Here is a 13,610-nt window from a genome sequence, read left to right on the forward strand (position 1 = left end):
CATAGGATGAAAATAGAAAACATAAAAACATTAGGAGAACTAAAAAAAGTAGGTTATCAATCAAAATCTATAAAAGATGAATTGCGCGATAATTTAATAGCGAATATTAAGACCGGTTTACAGGTTTTTGAAGGTGTTTGGGGTTATGAGCATTCGGTGATACCAGAACTAGAAACTGCAATTTTATCGCGTCATAACATCAATTTATTAGGTCTGCGGGGGCAGGCAAAAACACGCCTAGCACGATTAATGGTCAAGCTTCTGGATGAATATATTCCGGTAGTAAAAGGATCAGAGATTAATGATGACCCTTTGATTCCAATTTCTAGATATGCATCAGATTTAATAACTGAAAAGGGAGATGACACACCTATTACCTGGCTACATAGAGATGAGCGTTTTTCCGAAAAATTGGCAACACCAGATGTTACAGTCGCCGATCTAATAGGGGATGTAGACCCCATAAAAGCAGCGAATTTACGTTTAAGTTATGCTGATGATCGTGTGATTCATTTCGGAATGATTCCCAGGGCAAACCGCTCTATTTTTGTAATCAATGAGTTGCCTGATTTACAGGCACGTATACAAGTATCTCTCTTTAATATTTTGCAAGAGGGAGATATTCAAATTCGTGGATTCAAGCTGAGACTACCTTTAGATATTCAGTTTGTGTTTACAGCCAACCCTGAGGATTATACTAATAGAGGAAGTATTGTGACGCCATTAAAAGACAGAATAGGTTCGCAAATTCTAACGCATTATCCTGAAAAAGTAGAAATTGCACAGCTTATTACAGAGCAGGAGGCTAAGGTAGATACAGAACGAGTGGAAAGAATATATGTACCTGAATTAGCTAAGAAGTTACTAGAACAAATTAGTTTTGAAGCACGTAAAAGTGATTATATAGATGTTAAAAGTGGTGTGAGTGCCAGAATGAGTATTACAGGTTTTGAGAACTTACTAAGTACTGCTGAACGCAGAAGTATTTTGTCAGGAGATGAGAAAACTACGATTCGTTTATCTGATTTTTTAGGTGTGACGCCAGCCATTATTGGTAAAGTAGAATTAGTATATGAAGGTGAACAAGAAGGTTCTGTTTTTGTAGCGAGACAACTGTTAAGTGACAGCATAAAAACATTGTTTTCTGAATATTTTCCAGACATACCAAAATTAGAACATAAAGATGCTGAAACACCTTATGATGGTATTATAGAATGGTTTTTTGAAGAAGGAAGTTTCGAGTTGTTGGATGATATGAATGATGCTGAATATCAAGATTCACTGGGAGACATTAAACCATTGACGAAACTAATTGATAAATATCAAGACAGTATTCCTGATTCTGACAAAGATTTTCTAAAAGAGTTTGTTTTATGGGCACTTGTAGAGCACAAGAAATTAGATAAGAAACGATTCACGAAAGGGTATAAGTTTAACGATCCTTATAGTAGTTATATCAAGAATATTTAATTCATTTTTTGCCTTAACTCATGGAAAAAACCGTCATAGTATTCCTTAAATGCTATAATGTTTCCATCTCTATCTTTATCAAAAACTAATTTATCCATGGGCCAACGTTCAATCCAGAAGGAATCATTTCCAGAATGGTACATTTTTTCACCTTTTGAAGCGTTAGCTGCAAAAGTATAATATAAGTGATTATCTTCTAGGTTAATATAGATTTTCACCTGTTCTTTATCACCTTTATGACGTCCATATATCCCTTCATATTGCTTTAAATTATCAATTGCCAATTCATTTTTACCTTTAAAGTTAGGAACGGGTTTATCCAATAGCACTAGCGATATAGCACTCGCAATTGATCCGGCGTTAGAAGGAGTTCTGTCAGTATTCACAAACACTAATAAGGTTAGGTCTTTTTCAGGATAGTTTGCTAAATGCGCCCATCTTGTATAATGTCCCCCCGTTCTACCTATTATTTTGAAACCTCCGAATTCACCAGTTCGAACGCCCAATCCATATCCTGATTTTATTCCGTTATTTAAAATTCTAGGAGTGATCATTTTGTTGTAAGATTTTTTGGAAATGACAGCTCCACTTGACCACTCTTTATGAAATTTTAGTAAGTCAACAGCCGTAGTTGTTAAACCACCATCACCTTTTATCCAAGTCCAATGCTTAGTTGGTGTTAATAAGGTATCCTTTAATATGAAATATTGACTTGTATTAGGATGATTAGTTGCCTCTTTAATTAACTTGATATTTATGTCTAATGGTTTATTTATAATTCTATCAATCTCAGCTTGGAAAGTATTACCGGTCATACGTTCAACAATCATAGACATAAGAACATAACCAGAATTATTATAGAGATAGCCTTCACCTGGTTCGTAGGGGGAGGGTGTTTTTTCAAAAATATTATAATAGTCATTTTTAGATGGTTCTTTTCCTGTTCTAACGTATATAGTGTCTATTATAGGTGTATATTCAGGTAAACCTGAAGTGTGAGATATCAAATGATGTAATTTAACTTTCTTTGCTTGCTCTTTATTTGGATAATCGGGAAGAAGCTCATATAAGGACTGATCTAATGATATTTTACCTTCATCAACTAATTTCATAACCACAGTTGCTCCAATTAATTTTGAGATGGAAGCTATTAAAAAAATATTATCATTTTTTACCGGTTTCGTTCGAGCGGAATCAACAAACCCAAACCCTTTGTTATAAAAAGTTGTTTCTCTATGTGTAATGGCAATTGAAAGCCCCATGACCATGCCACCATCAATGAAGCTTTGAGCTATTGAATCAATGCTTTTTTGTTGTTTTTTGTTAAGGATATTGGTAAGTGAATTTTGTGTCTTTAATACAAGGTTTGAATCATACTCTTGTTTTTTGGCATCTTGGCAAGACCAAAATACGATTAGGGTAATCCCGAAGCAAAATGATAAATTTCTAATTGTCATTAGTATTATTTTTTTGTCCAAGCCTGGCTTATCAAATGACTGATTACTTTCCATTCTCCATCTTTCTTTTGAAATACCATTAAATGATGGTTATGCCTATCTTTCATAGCTGTACCATCACCCCATTCTTGTCCTTTTACTACTGTTTTAGAACGTACAACAGCAATCTCTGGCGCTAAAAAATCAATATCGTTGTATTGGTTTTCAGATTTGCCCTTCATTACGAAATCAAGAGAATAGATTTCCGTTAATAAAGTTTTTAAATCGTCTTTATTTTGCATGCGATCGCCAAAAGCATTGGTCCAATCCACATTGTCGTCATAATACTTGGTGGTTTTCTCGATATCTTTTTCTTTCCAACCTTCTGCAATTGTTGTAATAATCTTTTTGATTTCTTTTGTATCATTTCCATCCTGTGAGTGTAGAGAAAATGTTAATAGAAGGCAGGAAATAAATGTTAAATATTGCATTTCGATAGATTTAAATTAAATTTATTTGATTTTTAAAACTGATTATCAAATAATTACGATACAAGTTAGGAAATATCAAAATCTAATGAAAGTAAAATTTCATACATAGTCAGTTTTTAGTTGTAAATAGTAACTTTTGTGCGATAATGAGTAAATTATCTATTCATTTAGCATAAAAAAAGGTGCCAGATGGCACCTCAAAATTTTAATATATATAATTTTATTTTAGCCAGCCATTAGCTATACCCTTTTTAGCCAGCCATACTAAAAATAACGATACAATTATAATCATAGGTGTCATTGCATTCGCCATTTTTAAAGAAAATGTGATATAACTCATTTGAATAAGTACGGCAATTAATGAGATTAGCAAGACAGTATAAGCTAATTTCATTTTAAGAAGTAATAGTACACATCCTATAAGTCCTCCAAAAACGGCAATCGCAAAAACAGCAGTGTACCATGATGGTACATTATTAGCTATTTCAATTTGACTTTCAGTAAGAGCTGATTTCCATCGTTCGGTTTGGTATGCTTGCCCTATATATTGGTCAGCTCCCAAGGCGTTCCAAAGAAGCCCAATAACGGAAACAATCCAAAACCACACAGGTACTTTGCTTGTAGTTTGATCAGTCATAACTTTTAATAATTAATTGGTTAATAGTAAATTAGATGCCTCCAAAGTAATTAAATTATGGGTGTTAACAAAATATTTAACTATAAGTGAATGAAGTTTTCTATCTTTAAAAGCATTAAAATTTTATCAAATGGCCTTACAAATTTCTAAAGATGTCTTCAGTTTTTTTAAAGACTTAAAAAAGAATAATAACCGTGAATGGTTTACCGAGAATAAAAAGCATTTTAAAACCCTGGAAGCTGATGTCAAACAGTTTTATACGGCTATAAACGACAATTTGAATACCCATGATGATATTGATAAAATGAAACTCTTTAGAATTTATCGTGATGTACGTTTTTCAAAGGATAAAACGCCTTATAAAACACATTTTGGTGGATCTTTTGGAAGAACAAAACCACGTTTACGTGGTGGTTATTATTTACACATTGCTCCAGGTGATTCATTTATAGCTACCGGCTTCTGGCAGCCTAATTCTGCTGACTTAATGCGTATTCGTAAAGAATTAGAATTAGATGCTACTGAATTTAGAAAAATCATAAACGCAAAAAAATTTAAAGAGGTATGGGGTGATATAGTAGGTGATGAAGTAAAAACTGCTCCTAAAGGTTTTAATAAAGAACATTCTGATATAGACCTTATTAAGAAAAAACAATTCATATTTACCAAGAAATATTCTGATAAAGAAGTTACTTCTGCTGATTTCTTGAAAGAAATTGACAAATCTTTTAAAACCATTCGCCCTTATTTTGATTATATGAGTGAGGTCTTAACCACTGATTTAAATGGTGTTTCATTAATAGATTAATAATTAGTCTGTAGACTAATATTTATACTTTATTAGCCTACAGACTAATATTTATGCTTTATTAGCCTGCAGACTAATATTTTTATATATATTTGGAGCATGCAAACAGTAATAACAGGAGATTTAATAGATTCTTCGCTATATACATCAGAAGAACTTAATATTGTTTTAAATACTTTAAATAATGAATTTAAAAGTATTCAAAATCAATGCGATACGGAATTTAAAATATTTAGAGGAGATAGTTTTCAAGGAATTATTTTAAATTCTTCAGATGCACTTGATCATGTATTACAGCTGAAAACTGCCATTAATAAAATTGAACATAGTAACAAGAAAATATCCGGTTTAACCGATTTTAGAATAGCTATTGGCATTGGTACAGTGGATTTAAAACGTGAATCTATTTTAGAATCAAATGGTGAAGCATTTCAATTTTCAGGGAGAACGTTAGATACTATGAAAGGTGACTACCCACGTTTATCACTAAAGACTGCAAGTTCTAATTTGGATGAAGAATTCAATGCGAGTTTTAGTTTATTAGATAGTGTAATGAGCAAATGGAGTAGGGCTTCAGCTGAAGTTGTGTATTATCTTTTAAAAGGGCATAAAGAAAAAGAGATAGCGAATATTTTAGGTATTAATCAATCGGCAGTGAACCACAGAAAAAAGGCAGCCAATTGGGACTCTATTGCTTTGCTATTAAAACGATATAAATCAGCCATAAGTACTTTTGTTAAAGATGGAAGCTAATACTACAATACTTTTACAATTACTCTTGGCACATGTATTAACCGATTTTGTGTTTCAAAACACAAAAATGGTGGAGCATAAACGTGCTCATAAAGCCAGATCAGGTTATTTATATGTGCATAGCTTTTTGGCAGGATTCTTCACATATTTATTATTACAACAATGGTCCCAATTTTTAATTCCTATTGTGATAGCCATTACTCATTTCTTTATTGATCTCTGGAAACTCAATCAGAAAAAGGATAACCTGAAGTATTTCTTGATAGATCAATTCTTACATATTCTAGTGATTGTCTTAGCTTGGATCTATTTAGTAGATGGTTTATATGATATTTTACCAACGCTAGGAACATTTTTTACTTCAAAAAAGGCACTAGCTATACTTATAGGGTATGTGATTGTAATTTTTCCGGTAGGTTTTGTTATTGGAAAAGCTACAGAACGTTGGCAAAAAGAAATTGCGAAAGAGACTGAGCAAGAAAGCCTACAAAAAGCTGGACGTTTTATTGGTGTTTTTGAACGAATATTGGTATTGACCTTTATTCTTTCAAGTAATTTTTCAGCTATAGGTTTCTTAATTGGTGCTAAATCTATACTACGCTTTGGTGATGTAAAAGGAGCCCGTAAGCATACCGAATATGTACTCATAGGCACACTAATGAGCTTCGCAATATGTATAGCAGTTGGTTTACTAATTCGCTATTTCGTACTCAAATAGTTGAACTTGATCTTTTAAACGTTCGGTCACTAAATTCATCATTCTCTTATTTAGCGCTGAAGAATTTTCAATATAAAGATCATACTCTTCAATGGTAAATTGACCGATGACCATACCTTTTAAAGAGTTTCTAAACTTAGTATCTCGCTGAATTGCATTTTCAATATACGCATAGCGTTGTTCAAGGTTTAAGTCATAAAATCCGTATTTTCTTTTACGGATGTAATTTTTGAATACCTCAAGAAACAAATCATTCTGCAACTTAATAATGGGTCTTAATGTTTTGTTTTGAAATTGCTCATCATTTGACATGGTATCTGAAACAATGGCTGTTGGAATTTCAGGTCTTGACTTCAGTAGGTCGTGAGTTCTTGAATTCATGAGTAGCGAAGTTTCCTATAAATGTACAGATTGCTTATATTTGTTATGAACAGAAAAATTATTGTTATCAACAAATTATTAACTTTTTTCATATGAAATTTGGAAGTGTTCAGCATCCTGAAACTATAGATTTTACTTTACCTAAAGATCATCTTGATACTAAAGTGGTGTTAACAAAATTGAAAAATGAAAATCCGTTACAGGTATATGTTGGTTGCGCTAAATGGAATCGACAAGATTTAAAAGGATTTTATCCTCGTGGCACTAAAGATGAACTAGAGTATTATGCAACGCAGTTTAATAGTATTGAGTTAAATGCAACATTTTATAGGTTTTTCCCTCCAGAACAATTTCAAAAATGGTATGAAAAGACGCCACTGGGATTCAAGTTTTTCCCTAAATTAAACCAAGAGATCAGTCACTGGAAACGATTGAATGACATAGCCGAATCAGTAGACAATTATTTATATGCTGCTGCAAATCTCAAAGAAAAACTAGGGACTATTTTTTTACAAATGCATGCTAATTTTGCTCCCAAAGATTTTGATAGAGTAATAAATTTTGCAGAAGATTGGCCTAAGGAAGTACCTTTAGCTATGGAATTCAGACATACAGGTTGGTTTAATGATGCTAAAATTGCTCAAGAATTATATCATTTGCTAGAAGAAAATAATATTGCTAATGTATTAGTAGATTCTGCTGGAAGACGAGATATTATGCATATGCGACTTACCAATAATGAAGCTTTTATACGCTATGTAGGCGCTAACCATGAAAGTGATTATGATCGACTAGATGATTGGGTAGTGCGATTAAAAAATTGGGTAGAAAATGGGTTAGAGAAAATTCATTTTTTTGTTCACCAGAACTTAGAGAAAGCCTCGCCATTACTTTCAGCTCATTTTATTAAAAATTTAAACACAGCATTGGATACTAATTTGGTGATTCCTCAAATGGGTAAAGAGCCTCCTACCTTATTTTAATGGATACTTAGGAATATTTTCTCCTAGAACTATATCGCGTTTTGCTATAAGATAATCACCTTCTTTTTTGAGTGTGACTACTCCTTTTCCACCACGTGGATTTTGACGATTTTTAGTTCTATTGCTCAGATTAGGATCATCCGAAAAAGTGATGTCGTCAATATAATATTCATTTTTATCAGGTTCTTTAAGAGTTAAATGAATGTGCTGCTCAATGGTAGTATTAGGATAAGAAGCGGGCCTAAATGTATACAATGTATAGCTACCTGTTTGATCTGTTTTAATCCAACCTCTAATATAACCATGGCGTCGTTCCCATCTTTCAGAACCATCTTTTTTTGGGTAGATTCCTTTTTCATCTGTATGATAGGCATATAAGATAACGTCTTTTGCAGGTGTCTTACCATCACTCTTATAAATAGTACCTACAACTTTCATTTTTTGAGTAGCAGTTTCAAAACCTGGTAAGGTATCTATTGAATTTAGTATCTTATTTCCATATTCATAAATTGCTTCACATCCTTGGCAAGGACCACCAATGTTCTCCTTCAGATTTTCGCTTTTTTGAGAATTTGCACAACCAATGCTTAGTAAAAATACAATCAACAAAAATCTCATATCTTTAATTTTTTAAGATATTTTGAAAGTTAGCAGTTATTTTATTCCTAATAAAATGATTGTGAGAAGTTTATTAAAATATTAACACTAGTAGTTTATGAGATTTCATACCAGAAAGTGGGTAAAACCTGAAGACTTAAATCCTAACGGAACTTTATTTGGTGGTAGGCTGTTGGCTTGGATAGATGAAGAAGCCGCATTATATACTATCATACAGTTAAACAATTCAAAAATTGTTACCAAATATATGTCTGAGATTGATTTTAAGAGCTCAGCCAAGCAAGGTGATATAGTTGAAATTGGTATTGAAGTTGTAAAGTTTGGAAGATCATCACTTGTTTTAAAATGTGAAGTGCGAAATAAAATGACACGTGAAACCATTATTACTGTTGATAATATCATTATGGTAAATCTTGATGATAAAGGTATACCTGCACCGCATGGTAAAACCAAAATAGAATTTATAAAAGACCGTTTAGAAGGTGAATAAAGTTCCTGAAAATAAGGTTTCGTTTCGTTATTCTTTTAACGTAACTAAAGAACATATAGATGCTTTAAATCATGTAAATAATATAGTGTATTTGAAATGGGTACAAGAGGTCTCTGAAAAACATTGGAATAGGTTGGCTGATGAAAATATGAGAGCCAATAATATTTGGATGGCACTAAGGCATGAAATAGATTATCTAAATCAGTCGTTTCTTGGCGATTCAATAACAATTTATACATGGATTGAAGACTCAACAGGTGTCAAATCTACACGAATAGTACATATCTATAAAGATGAAACCTTAGTAACCAAATGTAAAACAACTTGGGTATTATTGGATGCAAAAAGTTTAAAACCAAAGAGAATAACTGATAATATATTGAGTCTATTTCACAATTAAAATAAAATATTACTCTATCACCATTCTTTTAATATCGTAACTATTTCCTTTTTTAAACTGTAAGAAGTACACACCTGATTCAAGATTAGAAATATCCAATTGTACAAGATTTCCTATTTGAATAATATCAGGTGTAATTTCATGACCGTTTTCTGTAAACAATTTAATATTGTTATATCTGGTTTTACCAGAAAGTAATGCTGTTTTACTATTTGCGGAACTGTCAATTAGCAAGGCTTCGTCAGTAACTTCATCCATATCATTAGAATCACTATCTAAATAGTCAGGCAAACCGTCTTCGTCGGCATCAGAAAATATGATTTTATATTCTTCTTTACGCTCTATAGTCACTTCATTTGCTGTAGGAATGCCATCATTATCATCATCTGGATCCAAAAAATTAAAATCATCATCGCTATCAGTGTTTAGTAATGCATAAATAAGTTGTCCACTATCTCTTGCTGTCTCTAATCTGTTATAGAGTCCATTAGTACCGTATTCTGCAAACTCAACATTGATTTTGCCAAATTGATTCAATGGCAAATTCCTGCGTCCAGATTCAATTGCATCGAAAATGCCATCGCCGTCTGAATCAAGATCGAGATGATTGGGAATACTATCATTATCTATATCAAAAAAACTTTCAACCCTGTTGTTATTATCACCAATATCAAAATTATTGTCATTATCGTCTAAATAGATAGGTGTACCATCTTTATCAAAATCACTATCTGGGTCTACTCCAAGAGATTCGTAAGCATCTGGTATGCCATCATTATCATCATCAAGATCTTCATAATCAAAGATTTGATCTTTATCCATGTCAGATGGTATAGGTTGAACATCAGTTATTTCAACTTCATCATCATCTAAAAATTTATCGCCTAGATCATTAACTCCAAAGCCGACTTCAGGATCACTATTCGGATCATAATTGTCAGAGGCTATGATCTCTGCACGTATCAAGTAATCAGTGCCGCTTAACACTTTGGCGGTAAATTGTAAGAATTTATTAGTTCTTGGGGGTATTTTTAAATTTAACCAACTTATAGATTTACCGGCTATTTCACCACCCTCAGTTAATGATTTCAAATCACCAAAACCATCACCTAACTCACTCAAAACCAAAACTCCGGTTGCTTCATCTGGCCCTTCATTATTCACGGTAATAGTGAATTTAATAGTAGAACGGATGTTAGGTACTTTGTTTTCAACCAACATATCAATAGATAAATCTGACGATTGCCCTATTAAATTCTGACTTAATAAAGCTAATACGCAAAAAGTGATTACTTTTCTTAATTTCATCTTCATGAACCTTTTTCTATCCTTCTGATTGCAATTTTTGGGCCACAGCTTGCGCTTGGTCCAGTGCTCTTAATAAATTACCACTCCATAGCTTTTCGATTTCTTCTTCCGTATATCCACGTTTTACTAATTCTAGCGTAACATTCAAGGTTTCCGAAGCATCGCTCCAGCCTTTAATACCTCCACCACCATCAAAGTCTGAACTAATTCCCACATGGTTAATACCAAGTAGATCAACCATATAATCTATGTGATCAACAAAGTCAGATACATCAACTGCAGGAGGAAGGTCTTTCATATTTTTTATCTTTTTCTTTACTATTTTTGATGCTTCAATATAGGTATCGATATAAGAGTTTCGTTCTGCACCTGTTAATTCTGCTATTTTTTCTCTTGGAAGCCACTTTTTACCTAAAGAATCCATAACTACCTTTTCTATTTCCTTTACTTGCTCATTTCGTTTTTCAAATTTCTCAGAATTGACATACCACTTAAATGCTACCGTTTGAACAACACCTCCATTTTCTTTAATAGCCATTAGAAGTTCATCATCTAAGTTCCTGCTGTGGTCACATAAAGCTCTTGCAGAAGAATGTGATGCTATTACAGGAGCTTTAGATAATTGTAGCATTTCTAAATTGGCTTTTTTTGATGGATGAGACAGGTCAATTAACATACCGTATCTATTCATTTCTGACACAACTTTTCGTCCTAAGTCACTTAATCCATTATGTAACCAGATACTATCTTTTTCACCAGTATTAGAATCGCTTAATTGGCTATGCCCATTATGTGCTAATGACATATACCTTCCGCCAAGATCATAGAACTTCTTTACGTTAGAAATATCTTTACCAATAGGGTAACCGTTTTCAATACCTATCATAGCCACTTTTTTTCCACTTTTATGGATGCGTCGTACATCATCAGAAGTGAGTGCTAATTCAATTTCATCCGGAGCATACTCTTTTACTAGACGATGGATGGCTTCAAATTTAGCGATGGCATTTTCATAAGCTTTTTCAAATCCCTCAGCATTTAGAGAGTCTTGGCCTGTATAAACAATAAACCATGCAACATCTAAACCACCCGCTTCCATTTTAGGAAGAGTTACCTGATTTTCAAGATTTTGTGTGTAATTAGTAGAGTCTGTAAAATTCTTAAGGTTAATGTCACAATGAGTGTCAAGCGTAATTACATTTTTATGGATTTGTTCTGCTTTGGCCAATAATTCACCTTGATTTGGCACTCTTTCCTTTGCACAAGATAAAACAATAAGAAATGTTAATACAACCAGTAAAAGCCTCATATGTAGGGGATTTGAAGATGGTAAATATAAGGAATCCTTAGAAAAGGATTTTGCTTAAATTTAGACTAAAAAATAGTATGGGTTTGATTCTTTTTATAATCTCAATAGTACTTACCGTTTTTACGGTACCATTCGGAATGATTTATACAATTCTTAAGCTAACATTTAAAGGAAAGTTTAGAGTTTTATTTAGAGTGTCAAATGGTTATTTTTACAAGATTGCATTGGCTATAGATCAAATGGGTAATGTAGCTATGCAAGATCTATTTAATGATACCTTAATTACAAAAAATGGTTATCAGTTTGGAGATGAAGATGAAACTATATCTAGTGTTTTAGGAAAGAATCAGGTAAAGCAAACATTAACAAGTTCAGGATTAAGTCTTGTTAAGTTACTAGATCTTATTGATCCTGATCATGCTTTAAATTCTATGGAAAAGATTTGATAATTTTTAATCTTACTATTTTTTAAGTATCTTTATATCAATAAATTATTTTGTCATGAAACACTTTATTATACCTATAAATTCTAAATCACTAGTACTTCTATTTGTTTTAGTGTTCATACCATTTATTACTAATGCTTTCTTTCAAGATCAAGTTGAAGTTAACGAATACAGCGGTATTGTTGTAGATGAAAACACAAATGAGCCTTTGGTCTTTGCGTCACTGTCTGTTGAAGGCACAAATATTAGTACTATAACTAACACAGATGGTACTTTTTTATTGAAGGTCCCTAAAGATTTGGCAGGTTCTCAAGTATCAGTATCGTTTTTAGGCTATAAACAAAAGATAATTGCCATAGCAGATTTAAAAGATCGGAAAAACAAAATAAAGTTGGCACCTTCCGTTACTCAATTAGCAGAGATTAATGTTAAGCAATTCAAAAACGCCCGAGATTTGGTGATAACCACGCTAAAACGAAAAGGGGTAAATAACATGAATGAACAAGCACTAATGACAGCATTCTATAGAGAGACGATTAAAAAAAGACGTAAGAATGTATCTTTAGCAGAGGCTATTGTAAATGTTTATAAACAACCTTATACATCGTTTAAACGAGATCATGTGAAGTTATTTAAAGCAAGAAAAAGTACGGATTACTCAAGACTAGATACATTAGCATTAAAATTACAGGGTGGCCCTTTCAATGCTTTGTATGTAGATATGATGAAGTACCCAGAATATATTTTTACAGATGACATGTTACAGTATTATAAATTTAGCTTTGCACCTTCAACTACTGTAAATGAAAAACCTGTTTTTGTGGTAAAGTTTCAGCAACGTGCTGATGTAGTAGAGCCCTTATATTATGGAAAATTATTTATTGATGCCGAAACATACGCTTTAACCAGTGCAGTCTATAATCTAAATGTTGAGAACAAAGAATTGGCTAGTAATCTGTTTGTGCGAAGAAAACCTGTAGATGTAAAAGTATATCCAACAAAAGCTGCTTATCGTGTAGATTATAGAGAGAAAGAAGGTAGATGGTATTATAGTTACAGTAACGTTCAGTTATCATTTAAGGTGAATAAGAAGAGAAAATGGTTCAATTCTATTTATTCATTGTCAAGTGAAATGGCAGTAACTGATTGGGAGATTCAAGAAACGAAGCAAAATATAAAAAACAAAGAGCGCATGCGTCCTTCTATAATTATTGCTGATGAAGCATCAGGTTTTTCTGATCCCGAATTCTGGGGTGCTTACAATGTAATTGAGCCTGAAAAATCTATTGAATCTGCTATTAATAAAATAAAACGACAGCTTAAAAAAGCAAGCAAGTCTTAACATAGATTATCATAAACTTG

Annotated in this window: 16 protein-coding genes; 9 read left to right on the plus strand and 7 right to left on the minus strand. The window is 32.6% G+C overall.

Annotation, left to right across the window (positions count from 1 at the left end; translation table 11 throughout):
* Window positions 1-6: 6 nt before the first annotated feature.
* Window positions 7-1,470 (plus strand): magnesium chelatase, encoded by a 1,464-nt coding sequence (locus AC1EU5_RS11455; protein WP_480192527.1) that lies wholly within the window; start codon window positions 7-9, stop codon window positions 1,468-1,470.
* On the opposite strand, the gene AC1EU5_RS11460 is transcribed toward AC1EU5_RS11455, so the two are convergent.
* From AC1EU5_RS11460 to AC1EU5_RS11470, 3 genes are all read right to left on the minus strand, one after another.
* Window positions 1,467-2,927, minus strand: a complete 1,461-nt coding sequence (locus tag AC1EU5_RS11460) for a serine hydrolase domain-containing protein (RefSeq protein WP_480192528.1) — start codon at window positions 2,925-2,927, stop codon at window positions 1,467-1,469. The genes AC1EU5_RS11455 and AC1EU5_RS11460 overlap by 4 nt on opposite strands.
* A gap of 5 nt (window positions 2,928-2,932) precedes the next feature.
* Entirely contained in the window at window positions 2,933-3,397 is a 465-nt protein-coding gene (locus AC1EU5_RS11465; RefSeq protein ID WP_480192529.1) for a YybH family protein, read from the minus strand.
* Window positions 3,398-3,617: 220 nt separating this feature from the next.
* Window positions 3,618-4,034 carry a hypothetical protein gene (locus AC1EU5_RS11470; RefSeq protein WP_480192530.1) on the minus strand — a complete coding sequence of 139 codons (417 nt, stop codon included), beginning with the start codon at window positions 4,032-4,034 and terminating at the stop codon, window positions 3,618-3,620.
* Between the two features lie 130 nt (window positions 4,035-4,164).
* Between AC1EU5_RS11470 and AC1EU5_RS11475 the strand changes: the two genes are divergently transcribed.
* The 3 genes from AC1EU5_RS11475 to AC1EU5_RS11485 all read left to right on the plus strand — a co-directional run bounded on the left by AC1EU5_RS11475 (window position 4,165) and on the right by AC1EU5_RS11485 (window position 6,313).
* A complete protein-coding gene (locus tag AC1EU5_RS11475; RefSeq protein ID WP_480192531.1) occupies window positions 4,165-4,842 on the plus strand; it encodes a DUF2461 domain-containing protein in 678 nt (225 codons plus the stop codon).
* 99 nt (window positions 4,843-4,941) lie between these two features.
* A complete protein-coding gene (locus AC1EU5_RS11480) occupies window positions 4,942-5,595 on the plus strand; it encodes a SatD family protein (RefSeq protein WP_480192532.1) in 654 nt (217 codons plus the stop codon).
* Complete coding sequence (locus tag AC1EU5_RS11485; protein WP_480192533.1) at window positions 5,585-6,313, plus strand: DUF3307 domain-containing protein; 729 nt, start codon at window positions 5,585-5,587, stop codon at window positions 6,311-6,313. The genes AC1EU5_RS11480 and AC1EU5_RS11485 overlap by 11 nt, the downstream gene beginning before the upstream one ends.
* On the opposite strand, the gene AC1EU5_RS11490 is transcribed toward AC1EU5_RS11485, so the two are convergent.
* Window positions 6,287-6,694 carry a glyoxalase gene (locus tag AC1EU5_RS11490; protein ID WP_480192534.1) on the minus strand — a complete coding sequence of 136 codons (408 nt, stop codon included), beginning with the start codon at window positions 6,692-6,694 and terminating at the stop codon, window positions 6,287-6,289. The two genes, AC1EU5_RS11485 and AC1EU5_RS11490, sit on opposite strands and share 27 nt — an antisense overlap.
* Before the next feature lie 92 nt (window positions 6,695-6,786).
* Here AC1EU5_RS11490 and AC1EU5_RS11495 point away from each other — a divergent pair, with 92 nt between their 5' ends.
* Window positions 6,787-7,677, plus strand: coding sequence for a DUF72 domain-containing protein (locus AC1EU5_RS11495; protein ID WP_480192535.1), 891 nt, complete (start codon window positions 6,787-6,789; stop codon window positions 7,675-7,677).
* Here AC1EU5_RS11495 and AC1EU5_RS11500 read toward each other — a convergent pair.
* Window positions 7,669-8,295 (minus strand): peptidase associated/transthyretin-like domain-containing protein, encoded by a 627-nt coding sequence (locus AC1EU5_RS11500; RefSeq protein WP_480192536.1) that lies wholly within the window; start codon window positions 8,293-8,295, stop codon window positions 7,669-7,671. The two genes, AC1EU5_RS11495 and AC1EU5_RS11500, sit on opposite strands and share 9 nt — an antisense overlap.
* A gap of 97 nt (window positions 8,296-8,392) precedes the next feature.
* Here AC1EU5_RS11500 and AC1EU5_RS11505 point away from each other — a divergent pair, with 97 nt between their 5' ends.
* Both AC1EU5_RS11505 and AC1EU5_RS11510 read left to right on the plus strand, forming a co-directional pair.
* Window positions 8,393-8,785: an acyl-CoA thioesterase gene (locus tag AC1EU5_RS11505; protein ID WP_480192537.1), complete on the plus strand. Its 393-nt coding sequence runs from the start codon at window positions 8,393-8,395 to the stop codon at window positions 8,783-8,785.
* Complete coding sequence (locus AC1EU5_RS11510) at window positions 8,778-9,185, plus strand: acyl-CoA thioesterase (RefSeq protein ID WP_480192538.1); 408 nt, start codon at window positions 8,778-8,780, stop codon at window positions 9,183-9,185. The genes AC1EU5_RS11505 and AC1EU5_RS11510 overlap by 8 nt, the downstream gene beginning before the upstream one ends.
* A 9-nt stretch (window positions 9,186-9,194) precedes the next feature.
* Here the strand turns inward: AC1EU5_RS11510 and AC1EU5_RS11515 are convergent, their stop codons facing one another.
* Both AC1EU5_RS11515 and AC1EU5_RS11520 read right to left on the minus strand, forming a co-directional pair.
* The gene (locus AC1EU5_RS11515) at window positions 9,195-10,493 is read right to left on the minus strand and encodes a T9SS type A sorting domain-containing protein (protein ID WP_480192539.1); all 1,299 of its coding nucleotides are present in this window, start codon (window positions 10,491-10,493) and stop codon (window positions 9,195-9,197) included.
* Window positions 10,494-10,509: 16 nt separating this feature from the next.
* Window positions 10,510-11,802, minus strand: a complete 1,293-nt coding sequence (locus AC1EU5_RS11520) for a dipeptidase (RefSeq protein WP_480192540.1) — start codon at window positions 11,800-11,802, stop codon at window positions 10,510-10,512.
* A 77-nt stretch (window positions 11,803-11,879) separates the two neighbouring features.
* Between AC1EU5_RS11520 and AC1EU5_RS11525 the strand changes: the two genes are divergently transcribed.
* Complete coding sequence (locus tag AC1EU5_RS11525; RefSeq protein ID WP_480192541.1) at window positions 11,880-12,248, plus strand: hypothetical protein; 369 nt, start codon at window positions 11,880-11,882, stop codon at window positions 12,246-12,248.
* Between the two features lie 55 nt (window positions 12,249-12,303).
* Window positions 12,304-13,590, plus strand: a complete 1,287-nt coding sequence (locus AC1EU5_RS11530) for a carboxypeptidase-like regulatory domain-containing protein (RefSeq protein ID WP_480192542.1) — start codon at window positions 12,304-12,306, stop codon at window positions 13,588-13,590.
* Window positions 13,591-13,610 lie beyond the last annotated feature (20 nt).

This window comes from Maritimimonas sp. 2405UD52-3 (genome assembly GCF_056591715.1).

Excerpts from the sequence above, each read along its gene's own strand:
- AC1EU5_RS11455 (WP_480192527.1), top strand. The coding sequence starts at position 7 with ATGAAAATAGAAAACATAAAAACATTAGGAGAACTAAAAAAAGTAGGT.
- AC1EU5_RS11460 (WP_480192528.1), bottom strand. The coding sequence starts at position 2,927 with ATGACAATTAGAAATTTATCATTTTGCTTCGGGATTACCCTAATCGTA.
- AC1EU5_RS11465 (WP_480192529.1), bottom strand. The coding sequence starts at position 3,397 with ATGCAATATTTAACATTTATTTCCTGCCTTCTATTAACATTTTCTCTA.
- AC1EU5_RS11470 (WP_480192530.1), bottom strand. The coding sequence starts at position 4,034 with ATGACTGATCAAACTACAAGCAAAGTACCTGTGTGGTTTTGGATTGTT.
- AC1EU5_RS11475 (WP_480192531.1), top strand. The coding sequence starts at position 4,165 with ATGGCCTTACAAATTTCTAAAGATGTCTTCAGTTTTTTTAAAGACTTA.
- AC1EU5_RS11480 (WP_480192532.1), top strand. The coding sequence starts at position 4,942 with ATGCAAACAGTAATAACAGGAGATTTAATAGATTCTTCGCTATATACA.
- AC1EU5_RS11485 (WP_480192533.1), top strand. The coding sequence starts at position 5,585 with ATGGAAGCTAATACTACAATACTTTTACAATTACTCTTGGCACATGTA.
- AC1EU5_RS11490 (WP_480192534.1), bottom strand. The coding sequence starts at position 6,694 with ATGAATTCAAGAACTCACGACCTACTGAAGTCAAGACCTGAAATTCCA.
- AC1EU5_RS11495 (WP_480192535.1), top strand. The coding sequence starts at position 6,787 with ATGAAATTTGGAAGTGTTCAGCATCCTGAAACTATAGATTTTACTTTA.
- AC1EU5_RS11500 (WP_480192536.1), bottom strand. The coding sequence starts at position 8,295 with ATGAGATTTTTGTTGATTGTATTTTTACTAAGCATTGGTTGTGCAAAT.
- AC1EU5_RS11505 (WP_480192537.1), top strand. The coding sequence starts at position 8,393 with ATGAGATTTCATACCAGAAAGTGGGTAAAACCTGAAGACTTAAATCCT.
- AC1EU5_RS11515 (WP_480192539.1), bottom strand. The coding sequence starts at position 10,493 with ATGAAATTAAGAAAAGTAATCACTTTTTGCGTATTAGCTTTATTAAGT.
- AC1EU5_RS11520 (WP_480192540.1), bottom strand. The coding sequence starts at position 11,802 with ATGAGGCTTTTACTGGTTGTATTAACATTTCTTATTGTTTTATCTTGT.
- AC1EU5_RS11525 (WP_480192541.1), top strand. The coding sequence starts at position 11,880 with ATGGGTTTGATTCTTTTTATAATCTCAATAGTACTTACCGTTTTTACG.
- AC1EU5_RS11530 (WP_480192542.1), top strand. The coding sequence starts at position 12,304 with ATGAAACACTTTATTATACCTATAAATTCTAAATCACTAGTACTTCTA.